The organism is Nocardia sp. NPDC004168 (genome assembly GCF_040610355.1).
Taxonomy (GTDB): Bacteria; Actinomycetota; Actinomycetes; order Mycobacteriales; family Mycobacteriaceae; genus Nocardia; species Nocardia sichangensis.
The window spans coordinates 82,095-94,877 of sequence record NZ_JBEXME010000010.1; the positions used below are offsets into that span (position 1 = coordinate 82,095).

Genomic DNA, 12,783 nt, shown 5'->3' on the forward strand with positions numbered 1-12,783 from the left:
GTGGATGGTCAGGCGGCCACGGTCGTCGCGGTGCGCGACGCGACGAGTTCGGCGACGCTCGCGGCGAACCGGTGGTGGCCCAGCGAACTGGGGTGCAGACCGTCGGCGGTCCACATCTCCGGCCGCTCCCATTCGGGTTGGGTGGCGATGTCCAGCAGCAGCGTGCCGGTGTCGGCGGTGACGTCCGCGAGCACCGCGTTGGCGAAGGCGAACCGCTCGCGCAGCAGCGCGCGGAAGCCGTCGGGCACGGGCAGCCGGGCCGGGATGTCCGGGTAGCTGGCCGTGAACACGGTCGCGCCGCCTGCCCGCAGGCCGCCGAACAGCTCGGCGAGGTTGCGGGCGAAGCGGTCTTCGGCGAAATCGCTTACCAGGTCGTTCACGCCGACCACGACGCCGAACAGGCCGGAACGGCCCGAAAGCGCCACGCGCAGTTGACGTTCCAGCACGGCAGCGGTCGTCGCGCCGTGCTCGCCGAGATTGCGCACCGCCGCGGGCCGCAGCCCGAGCTGGCCGCCGAGACGCGGAACCCAGCCACGGTAGCCGCCCCCGGGCGCGGCGTCGCCGCGCCCTTCGACGAAGCTGTCACCAAGCGCGGTCAGCACGGGCGCGCTCATGCGGTCACTCCGTCCTTGCTGACGTGCCTGGCCGCCGCCGGGAAGTCCACCTTCTCGTACAGTGCGGCCAACTCCTGCTCGCCGAAGTACTTGTCCGGCGAGTAGATTCCCGCGATCAGCCCGAAGAAGTGCTTGGTGTAGTCCGCGTCCAGCGACGTCGCGCGGAACACCGAGTCGTAGTACGGGGTCAGCGACAGCTCCGAGATGCTCAGCGTCAGTTCGTAGGTGCTGGCGCTCTGCGCGTCGCGCTCGCGCTGATACTCCGCCAGCGCCTCGTCCATCGGACGCGCACCGGACAGGCCTTCGTCCACGTGGTCGGCGAGCAACTGCGCGTACTTGAACGCGTCGGTGATGCCCCAGCCGGTGAACGGATCCTTGTGGTAGGCGGCGTCGCCGACCAACGCCCAGCCGGGGCCGTGCGACGCGCGGCGGTAGTTGTCCGGGTACAGCATCGGGCGGAACTGCTCCACCCGCTTGCCGGTGTCGCGCAGGCGAGCGCCGATCTCCGGGTCGACCTGGTCGACGATCTCCTGCACGCCGGCGTCCGCGTCGGCGCGGAACTCGCGGAACCGGTCCCGCTTGCGCATGACCGCGACCAAGGCCAGATCGTCGTTGGTCGGCCAGGACGCGAACTGCTGCTCGCCGAATCCGGTGCGGTGCTGCATGCCCCAGTCGACGCCCGCGTAGTAGGAGTAGTAGACGAAGCACGCCGCGGGCGAGCCCTCGTACTCCTGTGCGCCGACGGCCTTGGCCACCAGCGAGTTCGAGCCGTCGGCGCCGATCACCAGCTCGGCGCGGAACTCTTGCTCGGCGCCGTCGCCGATCGCCCCGCGGATGCCGGCCACGCGGTCACCTTCGAAGACCAGTTCGGAGACGGTGAAGCCCTGGATCACCTCGACGCCGGAGTTGCCCGCGGCCTCGACCAGGATCTTGTCCAGCACCGTGCGGCGCGGGCAGTAGACGGCGTCGATGCCGTCGGCGGCGGTATCGGCGAAGCCCTTGATCACGATGTCGGTGTAGGAGAAGTTCAGGTGGCGGATCGCCGGAACGCCGGTGGCGACGACCTCGTCCAGCAGGCCCCACGACTTCAGGAAGCCGAGCCCGGCCTGGTGGATGTAGTGGGTCGAGGGGGTGTCGCTGGGGAAACTCGCGCGGTCGACGGCGAGCACCCGGTAGCCCTTCCTGGCCAGCAACATGGCCAGCGGGGCGCCCGCGACCCGGGTTCCGACAACGATGACGTCGTACATGTTTCGCATCACTTTCCGGTAGTCGAATTCCGATTCGAGTCTGTGGCCGTGCCTGGCGCTCGACCACCGCGCCGGGCCCTGATTCATCGGCCGATCGGCCGCGGCTATCGTGCGGGCCGCGGCGCGGAATACAGCAGTTCGATATCCGCCGCGTAGACTTCGGCGATCGCGGCGCGGCGCAGTTTTCGTGACGAAGTCGACAGTCCGTCCTCGACGGTGAAATCTCCGTCCACGATCCGAAATGCCCGAATCGATTCCGCGCGCGAGACGAGCGAATTCGCGTCGTCGACCGCCGATTGCACGGAGGCGGTGAGATCGCCGTCCGGCTCGGTGGCGCGCCAGCGCCGCACCTGCGCCTGATCCAGAGTCACCAGGGCGGTCACGAAATCGCGGCCGTCGCCGAGCACCATGCAGTTGGACACCAGCGGATGCAGCCGGATCCGGTCTTCCAGCGGCGTGGGCGCCACGTTCTTGCCGCCGGAGGTCACCAGGATCTCCTTCTTACGCCCGGTGATCCGCAGGAATCCGTCGTCGTCGATTTCGCCGAGGTCGCCGGTGTGCAGCCAGCCCTCCGGGTCCACCGGCGACTGGCTCGCCGCCGCGCCCCAGTACCCCGGCGACACGTGCGGTCCGCCGACCAGCACCTCGCCGTCGTCCGCGGCGATGGCCACCGAGGTCCCCGGAATCGGCCTGCCGACCGTGCCGAGCCGGTTGGTCTCGGGGGCGCTCACCGTCACGGCGGTGGCGGCTTCGGTGAGGCCGTAGCAGTTGAGCAGCTCCACGCCGAAGGCCGCGTAGAACCCGACCGTCGAATCGTCCAGCGAGGCGCCGCCGGAGATGACGTAGCGCAGCTCACCGCCGAGCGCTGCCGCCACCGGGTGCGTCGACGGCTCCGGCGTGGCTCGCGCCCGCATCAGGTCGAGACCGCGCTCCACCGCCTCCCGCTCCTCGGTCTCGGTGAGCAGGGTGCGGCAATACTTCCGAATCTTCTCCAAGCCGTAGGGAATCATCGCGAGGAAGGTCGGCCGCACGGCGGGCAACGTGGGCACCAGGTCCGGAATGCCGGGCAGCAGATGCGTGCGGCTGCCGCCGAACAGGCAGGCGAACAGGATGGTCTGGCCGAAGACGTGCGACAGCGGCAGGGCCAGCACGGTGGTCCCGTCGAACATGGCACCGGTGCGGCGCACGGTGTTCGACGAGGACACGAACATGTTGCGATGGGTGATCAGGCAGCCCTTCGACACGCCGGTGGTGCCGCTGGTGTAGACGATCATCGCCAGGTCGTCCGGCCGGACCGCGGCGATGCGCGCGGCCAGGCCCGGATCGACCGCGCCGGTGGCCCATTCCGCGATCTGCTCGAAGGCCCAGACCTCACCGGCGCCTGCCGCGCGCAGCCGCTCGGCGTCCTCGGCGCTCTCGGCGGCGAAATACGCGCTTCCGCTGTCGCTCAGGATGTGCTCGATCTGGCTCGGTGACGAGGTGGGGTAGACCGGCACCACCACCGCGCCCAGGGCCAGCAGCGCGCAATCCAGCAGCACCCAGGACAGATTCGTGCGGCCGAGCACCGCGACCCGATCACCCGCCGCGACGCCGCGCTCGGCCAGAGCCGAGGCCAGGGCACGGGCCCTGCGGTCCACCTCGGCGCTGGTGAGCCGCGTTCCGTCGGCGTCGCACAGCGAAAGCCGGTCCGGGTGCTCGGCAGCCGCGCCGGAAATCACCGAGTACAAACTCGCCGAGTCCGGCAGATCGAAACCATTCTCACCGACCGACACTGCGATGACAGACACTGTGTTCACAATGTCGAATTCTGGTCGGCGGCACGGAATTACCGCGCCGCCGATATCGCGGTTCCTACCGCGCGAATGTCATCACCTATCGACGTGGTCAGGCCGATACCGCACGGGCAATATCGATTTGCGCCGGTTCCGGAGAATCGATGCAATCCAGGAAAAAGCCGACCGCCGGATTCGGCTCGTCCGCACGCCACACCGCGTACAAATCGAGCGTCGGCACCGGATCGAACAGTTTCACCGCGACCGAAGCCGTTCCCGGGCCGCCCATGCCCATCGAAATCGCCCGCGGCAGCGAGGCGAACCCCACCAGCGGGCGCACCGAGACCATGTGCGCCGTCGCGCCCGGGTCGTCGGCGGTCTGCGCCACCGCGAGGGAGATCCTGGAATCCGCCGCCGCCCGGAAGATCGAGTCGTACATGGCCGGACACTGTTCCCTGGCGAAGAGCACACATTCCTGGCCCTCGAGTTCGGCGAAGGGAACGCCGGGCCGGTCGGCCCACCGATGCCTGCGCCCGACCACGGCGACCAGCGGCACCCGGTGCAGCAACCGCCGGTACCGGAAGTCGGTCGTACTGGGATGGCCGTACACGAGGGCGAGGTCCAGCGACCCGTCGGAGAGCGCCGCCAACTGCGGGCCCGTGCGCTTCTCCCACAGCGACACCACGATGTCGGGATGTCGCTCCGTCATCCTGGTGAGCGCCTCCGGCAGCACGTGTCTGCTGGCCGGAAGGTTGTACCCGATGTTGAGGGTGCCCGCCCGCCCTTCGGCGGTCGCCTTCGCGGCCTGGGCCGCGCGGTCCATCTGCGCCACGATGAGCCGGGCCTGACTCTCGAACTCCCGGCCCGCCGGGGTCAGTTTGACCTCATGCGAGTTGCGTGCGACCAGTTGCACGCCGAGCGATTTCTCCAGCTTCTGCAGCTGGGCACTGAGACTGGGCTGCGTGAGATGCAAGCGCTGCGCTGCGCGGCCGAAATGCAGCTCTTCGGCAATCGTGATGAACGAAACCAGATGTCGGAACTCCATGCCGCCGGCTCCTTTTTCCGCGTACCGGAAACGGTAGCGCCACCAAGTAACCGAGGATGAACCGAGGTCGGACGAACGACACCGAAATCGTAGCCGATCGGTGAACTGCCGCCGAAGGGAGGAGAGGGTGTGCTACTCGCGCCCGTGACCATCCAGCTTCCCCGAAACCCCGCCGGAGGGCAACTCGAAAGACGGAAACTCGGTGTGGGGCAACCGCGCTGCCACCGCGGCGCGGGCCGGGGCGCTAGCCGAAATACTGGTGGAACCACGCCGTCAGGTCGGCTTCGCTCTTCGGCCCCGGTTCCGGGTGATCGGCGCGCAGCGTGCAGAAATTCCCGATGACCGCGTACTTCTGATGGATCACCAGCAGACAGTTCGGGCCGAGCGCCGCGTCGGTGTTCGGATAGCAGAAATAACGGCCGAGGACTTTGCCGTCCTGTCGCCAGACATCGTCACCTTGGTCGCCGCGACCGCAGACATGGCCGGAGAACTGCGCGCGGTCGGCCTCGTACAGTGCCGTCGCGGACTCCGGGTTCGAGAGGCCGAAGAACTCCGCGGCCGGAAATCCGGCCTTCGTCCCGCAGGCCAGCGCCGCGGCCACCGGACCGGGCGGCGGGTCGGCGTGGCGGCAGTTGGCCGGCCCGAAATCACCGGCCAGATGGTTCAGCACCGCATGATCGGCCTGCGTGAAATAGTCGGGATCGCGGGCGACGTCGGAGATGCGGAACCCGAGGCGGTTACGCACGGCGGCATAGTCGCGGTACGGCTGCTCGTCGGGGTTCCAGATGTACACCGCGGCCGCCGAAGCCCGCTCGTCCGTGAGCAGCAGCGCGGGCCGCGGCGCGGCGGGATCGTCCATCTTGCTCTCGAAACACGACTTGCGGCCGACTTCCACGCCGTCGCGCAGCATCGGCCCGTCCGGCCCCGGCGGATCTCCCGGGCAGTTGTGTCCGTGCAGCGCGGTCAGCAACGACGACGTGTAGCCGCGCAGTTGGTCGACGGTGCGAAACCGCAGGAATCGCGCCACGGGGTCGCTCGCCGCCGGATTCGCGGCGCAGAACACGACGGCGACCGTGGGAGCGTCGGGAGTCTCGTGCACACAATTCGCGCGTTTGTAGCCGGAGGGGCCGACCAGCGAGAGCAGTTCGACGTCCGCGCCGTTCGGCGCGCTCGCGTCGGGCACGGCGGTGCCGGAGGTAGGCCGGACCAGCTCCCAGCCCAGGAAGCCGAGCGTGGCGGCGAGCAGCACGACGCCCAGCAGGGCGAGCACACGCAACAACCGACGGCGGTGTGGCCGCCTCGGGCGGTGACCGCGGCCCGCCGCGCCCGACCGGTCCTCCGGACTACCCGCACCGGCAGGCGCGTCCGCGGTCTCCAGCGACTCCGACGGGCCCGTAGCCGGGCCCACCACGACCGCCGCCTGCGCCGCCGCCCCCAGATCACCCGCGGTGCCGTACCGCGCCTGCGGATCTTTGGCCATGCCGCGCGCGACGACGTCGTCCAGCCGGAGGGGCAGGCCGGGACGGTGCGAGTGCGGCGGCGGCGGCTCGAACAGGTGCGCGGAGATGATCTGCGCTTCGGTGTCGCGGGGGTACGGCCGCGAACCGGTCAGGCACTCGTACAGCACGCAGGTCAGGGCATAGATGTCGGCGGCGGGGGTGACCGTGCGAGAGTGGAACCGCTCGGGCGCCATGTAGTGGAACGACCCGATCGCCGAGCCGGTGCCGGTGAGACTTTCCCCGGTCGCCGACTGCGCGATCCCGAAGTCCACGAGATAGGCGAAGCCGTCGGGGGTGAGCAGGATGTTGTCCGGTTTGACGTCGCGGTGCACCAGGCCGTCGGCGTGCGCGGCGTCCAGCGCTGCGGCGATCTGCCGGATGAGCGCGACCGCCCGCTCCGGCTCCAGCGGCCCCTGCGCCTTCAACAGCGCGCGCAAGCTGTCGCCGCCGACCAAGCGCATGTCGATGTAGAGCCGGCCGTCGATCTCGCCGTAGTCGTGGATCGGGATGATGTGCGGTTCCTGCAGCCGCGCCGCGACGTGCGATTCGCGCCGGAATCGTTCCCGGAACACCGGGTCGTCGTGCAACCGCTCCGGCAACACCTTCAGCGCGATGACGCGATCCTTGACGGTGTCATAGGCCTCGAACACTTCCCCCATGCCGCCACGACCGATCAGGCGATCCAGGCGATACGGCCCGAATCGCGACCCCACCTCGAGCGTCTGACGTCGCGTCGTCATCTCGTCCTCCGTGACGGGGACCCGGACTTCCGGGGGTCGTGCCCCGGCTTCCCGCGCTCAACTGTAGAGCCCGGCGAACCCCTTCGGCGGACGTATCGCACAGCGGGCCGGTCAGCGGCCGGAAGCCATCAGCGCAGGTCCCAGCGCGGTGGGGCCTCCAATGCCGCGAACCGATGCCGGTTGCCGCCACGGTCGTGGCGATCATCGCGACGACGCGAACCCGTCGCGGTGGTCGCCACCGGCAGCCGTCGTCAACCGGATGCCTCTGGCTTACGCGGGCGGCGGTGCAGGGCGAGCTGGATCTCCAGCAGCAGGCGGTCGGCGGGGTCGTCGAGATTCATGCCGAGGATGTCCTCGACCCGGCGCAGCCGGTAGCGCAGCGTGTTCGGATGCACGCACAGTGCCGCGGCGGCGTCGCGCACGTCGCCATGTTCGCGCAGATAGGTCTCGACGCTGTCGCGCAGGTTCGCGGAATGCTTGCGGTCGTAGTCGAACAGTGCGCCGAGCCGCGGATCGCGCAGTTCCGCCCGCGCTGCCACCAGATCGAGCACCTCGCCGAGCAGCACCGCGGTGCGCGCCTCGGCGAGGGTGGTCACCCGGCTCGCGGGCGACGCGGCGGTGCGGTCGAGGACCCGATCGACCTCGGCGCGCGCGTCGGCCACCCGGCCGAGATCGGGCACCGGGCAAGCGATCGCGGCCCGCAGCGACAGCGACCCCTTCGCGTCGAAGTGCTCGATCAACTGACGTGTCCAGACCGTCACCGCCTGCTCGGATCGGTAGCCCGGCAGCAGCACGTAGACGCGGTCACCGATCGCGGTGGTCACCGAGTCACCGCGAAAGGAACTGGCACGCAACCGGAGTACGCCACCCAGCGCGGCCCGGTCGGCGCCGGACGCGTGCTCGCCCGACGCGAGCGCGAAGCCGATCACCGCGGCCGGACCGGTCGACGGCAGATGCAGCGCGTTCGCCACTGCCGCGGCGTCGACCGCCGCACCCGCGCCGAACAGCCGGCGGATCAGCAGCGCCTCGGTGGTGGGCGCGTCCAGGCTCCGGGAGATCAGGCGTCCCGCGACGGCCGCCGCGCCGCGCAGGATCTCCGCCGCGTCCGGGTGGAACGGCCGATCCCCCTGCTGCAGCCAGATCGCGCCGAGCACGCGCGGAGCGCGTGCCCGCGCGTCGGTGGGTCGGCGTATCCCGATCGCCAGCCTGCGCTTGATGTTCAACTCGTCGTGGGCGGGCACGTCGACGATCTCGTCTGTGTCGCGCAGCCGATCGAGCACGCCCCACTGCCGCAGCAGGCTCAGGTACTCCGGCGGTCCTTCCCGGCCGAGGATCGATCGCACACGCAACTCGTCGGCGGTCTCGTCGGACGCCGAGTACGCGAGCACATGCGACTGCGGGTCCTCGATCGACACCATCCCGCCCGCGTGGTCCGCGATCATCTGCGCCAGCGCGAACAGGTCGATGTCCGCGGCGACTTCCTCACCATCCCCGCCCACGTTCCCGTCCTTCGGCCAACTCGACAACGCATTTGCCTCATCTTTGTCCAATCGGCTCATTGTCCGGACAGTTTTCCGGTGTTGACTTCCCAGTACCAAAAATTCATCTGACAACTGGAGGTTCCATGGACGCCGTCGTGTCCCCGCCCCCGCCGGTCAACGAGCCGGTGGGCAGCTTCGCGCCGGGCACGGCGGAACGCGAGCGCCTGCGGACGAAGCTGGCCGATCTGGCCGCGACCCCGACGGAGGTCACCCACGTCATCGGCGGTGTGCATCGGCACGGCTCGGGCGAACGCGTCACGGTGACGCAGCCGCACCGGCACGCCGCCGTGCTCGGCACGCTCACCACGGCCGGGCCCGGCGAGGTTCGCGACGCCATCGCGGCGGCCGCCGCCGCGGCACCGGGGTGGCGTGCGCTGCCGTTCGCCGAGCGCGCCGCGATCTTCCTGCGCGCCGCGGACCTGCTGGCCGGGCCGTGGCGCGAAACCATCGCCGCCGCAACGATGCTGGGCCAGTCGAAGACGGCCTACCAGGCCGAGATCGACACCCCCTGCGAGCTGGTGGACTTCTGGCGTTTCAATGTGCACTTCGCTCAACGGATCCTGGCGGATCAGCCGATCTCGGCGCCCGGAGTGTGGAATCGGATGGACTACCGGCCGCTCGAGGGATTCGTCTACGCGATCACGCCGTTCAACTTCTCCGCCATCGCGGGCAACCTGCCCACCGCACCCGCGCTGATGGGCAACACCGTGGTGTGGAAACCGGCTCTCACCCAATCGGTGGCGGCGTACTGGACGATGAAGCTGCTAGAGGCGGCGGGGCTGCCGCCAGGCGTGATCAACATGGTGCACGGCGCGGGCCCCGAGGTGTCGGAGGTGGCACTGGCCGACCACCGGCTCGCCGGCATCCACTTCACCGGATCCACCGCGACCTTCCGCCACCTCTGGCGCACCGTCACGGCGCATCTCGACCGCTACGACTCCTACCCGCGCCTGGTCGGCGAGACCGGCGGCAAAGACTTCGTCGTCGCGCACAGCTCCGCCGATCCGGACGTACTGAGTACGGCCCTGATCCGCGGCGCGTTCGACTACCAGGGCCAGAAGTGCTCGGCCGCCTCGCGCGCTTTCCTGCCACGATCGGTGTGGGACCGGATGGGCCGCGAGTTCATCGACCGGGTGGCCGGGCTCAGCTACGGCGACGTCACCGATTTCGGTCACTTCGGCGGCGCCCTCATCGATCGGCGGGCTTTCGACAAGAACACCGAAGCCCTCGCGCGCGCCAAGGCGACCCCGAGCCTGACCATCGCCGCGGGCGGCCACGCCGACGACAGCATCGGCTATTTCGTCGAGCCGACCGTCCTGCTCGGCGACGACCCGGCCGACGAGGCGTTCCGCACCGAGTACTTCGGCCCGATCCTGGCCGTGCACGTGTACGACGATTCGGTCCGTGACTCGTTCGAGTCCGTGCTCGACCTGATCGACCGTGGTTCGCCCTACGGCCTGACCGGCTCGGTCATCGCCCGGGATCGCACGGCGATCGCCACGGCCGCCGACCGGTTGCGCTTCGCGGCAGGCAACTTCTACATCAACGACAAACCCACCGGCGCGGTCGTCGGCCAGCAGCCGTTCGGCGGGTCGCGCGCGTCGGGCACCAACGACAAGGCAGGCTCGGCACAGAACCTGCTGCGCTGGACCTCCGCTCGCACGATCAAGGAAACCTTCGTCCCCGCGACCGACCACCGCTACCCGCACCAGGAGTTGTGATGGCCTTCTCCGGACTGCTGCGGCCCGCCGTGCTGGCGGCCTCCCGCTCCCCGCGCGTGGAGCGCGCGATCACCCGCATCCCGGCCACCAAGAAGGTGGTCGACCGGTTCATCGCGGGCGAGACCGAGGGTGACGCGGTCGCCGCGACCTCGGCGCTGCTCGGCTCCGGCCGCTCGGTCACCATCGACTACCTCGGCGAGGACACCACCGATCTCGACAGCGCCCGCGGCACCGTCGTGCACTACCTGCGGCTGCTGTCGGCGCTGGCGGAACTGCGGGCCGTGAACGATGCTCCGGTGCCGCAGCTGGAGGTATCGCTCAAGCTTTCCGCGCTGGGCCAGTCGCTCCCGCAGAACGGATACGCGATCGCCCGGGAGCACGCCTACGAGATCTGCACGGCGGCGAAGTCCGCCGGGGTCTGGGTGACCGTCGACGCCGAAGACCACACCACTACCGACGCGACGCTGGCGATCGTGCGCGAGCTGCGTTTGGACTTCCCATGGCTCGGCACGGTCTTGCAGGCCTATCTCAAACGCACCGAGGAGGACTGCCGCACCTTCGCGGGCCCGGGATCGCGGATCCGCTTGTGCAAGGGCGCCTATCGCGAACCCGCGTCGGTGGCCTATCAGAGCCGTTCCGCCGTGGACGAGTCCTATCTCCGGTGCCTGCGGGTTCTGATGGAAGGCAAGGGCTATCCGATGATCGCCACGCACGACCCTGCGCTGATCGATACCGCGCTGCGCCACGTGCGGGAAAGCGGCCGGAAATCAGGCGATTTCGAGTTCCAGATGCTGCACGGCATCCGCGACACCGAACAGCGGCGCCTGGCCGGAGTGGGCCACACACTGCGCGTCTACGTGCCCTACGGAGACCAGTGGTACGGCTACTTCATGCGCAGGCTGGCCGAGCGCCCCGCCAACATCGCGTTCTTTTTGCGCTCCTTCCGCGACCGCTGAGCGGGAGCACGGACGGACGAAGCCCACTGAACCGAGTCACCAGCACTGGCACGCTTTTCGCCGCCACTTGCGGCACCACGCGACCATACTGGCGGAACACACGGTTTCGACCGAGTACGTGCCGTCGGCGCTGGAGAAAACGAACACAGCTTTAAGGAACAGCATGGTCCTCGCTCACCTACGCGCCCAGATGACGCGCCGAAAGCCGCTCGGCGAGGTCGACGACGAAGCCGCCGCGGCCGACGAGCAGTTGTCGCGGTCGCTCGGCCTGTGGCAGCTCACCGCGATCGGTGTCGGCGGCATCATCGGCGCGGGCATCTTCACCTTGGCGGGCGCGGTGGCGCACTCGGTCACCGGGCCTTCGGTGTTGATCTCGTTCCTCATCGCGGGTGTGGCCAGCGCCGCCGCCGCGCTGTGTTACGCCGAGTTCGCCGGGATGGTGCCCAAGGCCGGGTCCGCCTACACCTACGGATACGTGTCGCTCGGCGAGATCGCGGGCTGGTTCATCGGCTGGGATCTGCTGCTGGAGTACGTCGCGGTCGCGGCGGTGGTGGCCATCGGCGTCTCCGGCTACTTCAAATTCCTGCTGGAACAGGTCGACATCGCAGTGCCGGATTGGATGCTGGGCGCGGCGGGAACGGGTGACGGCCACGTCGTCGACGTGTTCGCCATGCTGTTCTGCCTCGGTACGGCCTGGCTGCTCTCGCGCGGCATCCGCAGCGTCGGCCGGTTCGAGACCGTCGCCGTCGGCATCAAGGTGGCCCTCGTCGTGCTGATCATCGCGCTCGGCGTGTTCCACATCGACAGCTCGAACTACACCCCCTACTTCCCGTTCGGCACGGGCGCGGTGTGGACGGGCGCGGCCACCGTCTTCTTCGCCGTGTTCGGCTACGACGCGATGAGCACCGCCGCCGAGGAGTCCACCGAGGGCAAGAAGCATCTGCCGAAGGCGATCATCTATTCACTGGCCATCGCCATGGTCCTCTACGTCCTGGCAACCCTGGTGCTCACCGGCATGCAGAAGTACACCGAGATCAGCCCGACCAGCGGGTTCTCCACCGCGTTCGAATCGGTCGGGCAGCCGGGCGTCGCGAACATCATCGCGATCGGCGCCATCATCGGCATCGTCACCGTGGTGCTCACCTTCATGCTCGGCGTCACCCGCGTGTGGTTCGCCATGAGCCGCGACGGCCTACTGCCGGAATGGTTCGCCAAGACCCATCCGGTCCGGAAGGTGCCCACCAGAGTGACCTGGATCGTCGGGATCGGAGCCGCGCTGATGGCCGGTCTGCTGGACATCACCGTGGTGGCCGAACTGACCAATATCGGCATCCTGATGGCGTTCATCGTGGTGTCCGTAGCCGTGATCGTGCTGCGGCGCACCCGCCCGGACGAGCCGCGCGAGTTCCGCCTGCCGTTCATGCCGGTCGTGCCGCTGATCGGCATCGGGTTCTCGGTGTATCTGATCTGGTCGCTGCCGTGGGAGACCTGGGCGCGTTTCGTGATCTGGCTGGTGGTCGGCCTGATCGTCTACTTCACCTACTCGCGCACCCATTCCAGGCTCGAGCGGCCCCGGCCCGCCGCGGCGGAAGGCCCGGCGACTTCCTGACCACGCGGGCCGTCGGCGGGTACACCATTGCGGAAAGGT

At 69.2% G+C, this 12,783-nt stretch carries 9 protein-coding genes; 3 read left to right on the forward strand and 6 right to left on the reverse strand.

Going from position 1 to position 12,783, the window contains the following annotated elements:
* Nucleotides 1–8: 8 nt before the first annotated feature.
* The 6 genes from ABZW96_RS19615 to ABZW96_RS19640 form a co-directional block, all read right to left on the reverse strand.
* Nucleotides 9–614 (reverse strand): SGNH/GDSL hydrolase family protein, encoded by a 606-nt coding sequence (locus ABZW96_RS19615; RefSeq protein WP_355076454.1) that lies wholly within the window; start codon nt 612–614, stop codon nt 9–11.
* Nucleotides 611–1,870, reverse strand: a complete 1,260-nt coding sequence (locus tag ABZW96_RS19620; RefSeq protein WP_355076456.1) for an NAD(P)/FAD-dependent oxidoreductase — start codon at nt 1,868–1,870, stop codon at nt 611–613. The genes ABZW96_RS19615 and ABZW96_RS19620 overlap by 4 nt, the downstream gene beginning before the upstream one ends.
* Nucleotides 1,871–1,965: 95 nt before the next feature.
* Nucleotides 1,966–3,648, reverse strand: coding sequence for an AMP-dependent synthetase/ligase (locus tag ABZW96_RS19625; RefSeq protein ID WP_355076458.1), 1,683 nt, complete (start codon nt 3,646–3,648; stop codon nt 1,966–1,968).
* A 97-nt stretch (nt 3,649–3,745) separates the two neighbouring features.
* Nucleotides 3,746–4,678, reverse strand: coding sequence for a LysR substrate-binding domain-containing protein (locus tag ABZW96_RS19630; protein WP_355076459.1), 933 nt, complete (start codon nt 4,676–4,678; stop codon nt 3,746–3,748).
* A gap of 244 nt (nt 4,679–4,922) precedes the next feature.
* On the reverse strand, nt 4,923–6,917 hold the full coding sequence (locus ABZW96_RS19635; protein ID WP_355076460.1) for a serine/threonine-protein kinase: 1,995 nt from the start codon (nt 6,915–6,917) through the stop codon (nt 4,923–4,925).
* A 251-nt stretch (nt 6,918–7,168) separates the two neighbouring features.
* Entirely contained in the window at nt 7,169–8,416 is a 1,248-nt protein-coding gene (locus ABZW96_RS19640; protein ID WP_355076462.1) for a helix-turn-helix domain-containing protein, read from the reverse strand.
* Nucleotides 8,417–8,541: 125 nt separating this feature from the next.
* Here ABZW96_RS19640 and pruA point away from each other — a divergent pair, with 125 nt between their 5' ends.
* The 3 genes from pruA (at nt 8,542) to ABZW96_RS19655 (ending at nt 12,744) form a co-directional block, all read left to right on the forward strand.
* Complete coding sequence (gene pruA, locus ABZW96_RS19645) at nt 8,542–10,179, forward strand: L-glutamate gamma-semialdehyde dehydrogenase (protein WP_355076463.1); 1,638 nt, start codon at nt 8,542–8,544, stop codon at nt 10,177–10,179.
* Complete coding sequence (locus ABZW96_RS19650) at nt 10,179–11,135, forward strand: proline dehydrogenase family protein (protein WP_355076465.1); 957 nt, start codon at nt 10,179–10,181, stop codon at nt 11,133–11,135. The genes pruA and ABZW96_RS19650 overlap by 1 nt, the downstream gene beginning before the upstream one ends.
* A gap of 163 nt (nt 11,136–11,298) precedes the next feature.
* A complete protein-coding gene (locus tag ABZW96_RS19655) occupies nt 11,299–12,744 on the forward strand; it encodes an amino acid permease (RefSeq protein ID WP_355076466.1) in 1,446 nt (481 codons plus the stop codon).
* Nucleotides 12,745–12,783 lie beyond the last annotated feature (39 nt).

What these genes read in the sequence shown, in the direction of transcription:
- ABZW96_RS19615 (WP_355076454.1), bottom strand. Translation starts at nt 614, where the DNA reads ATGAGCGCGCCCGTGCTGACCGCGCTTGGTGACAGCTTCGTCGAAGGG.
- ABZW96_RS19635 (WP_355076460.1), bottom strand. Translation starts at nt 6,917, where the DNA reads ATGACGACGCGACGTCAGACGCTCGAGGTGGGGTCGCGATTCGGGCCG.
- ABZW96_RS19630 (WP_355076459.1), bottom strand. Translation starts at nt 4,678, where the DNA reads ATGGAGTTCCGACATCTGGTTTCGTTCATCACGATTGCCGAAGAGCTG.
- ABZW96_RS19650 (WP_355076465.1), top strand. Translation starts at nt 10,179, where the DNA reads ATGGCCTTCTCCGGACTGCTGCGGCCCGCCGTGCTGGCGGCCTCCCGC.
- ABZW96_RS19620 (WP_355076456.1), bottom strand. Translation starts at nt 1,870, where the DNA reads ATGCGAAACATGTACGACGTCATCGTTGTCGGAACCCGGGTCGCGGGC.
- pruA (WP_355076463.1), top strand. Translation starts at nt 8,542, where the DNA reads ATGGACGCCGTCGTGTCCCCGCCCCCGCCGGTCAACGAGCCGGTGGGC.
- ABZW96_RS19655 (WP_355076466.1), top strand. Translation starts at nt 11,299, where the DNA reads ATGGTCCTCGCTCACCTACGCGCCCAGATGACGCGCCGAAAGCCGCTC.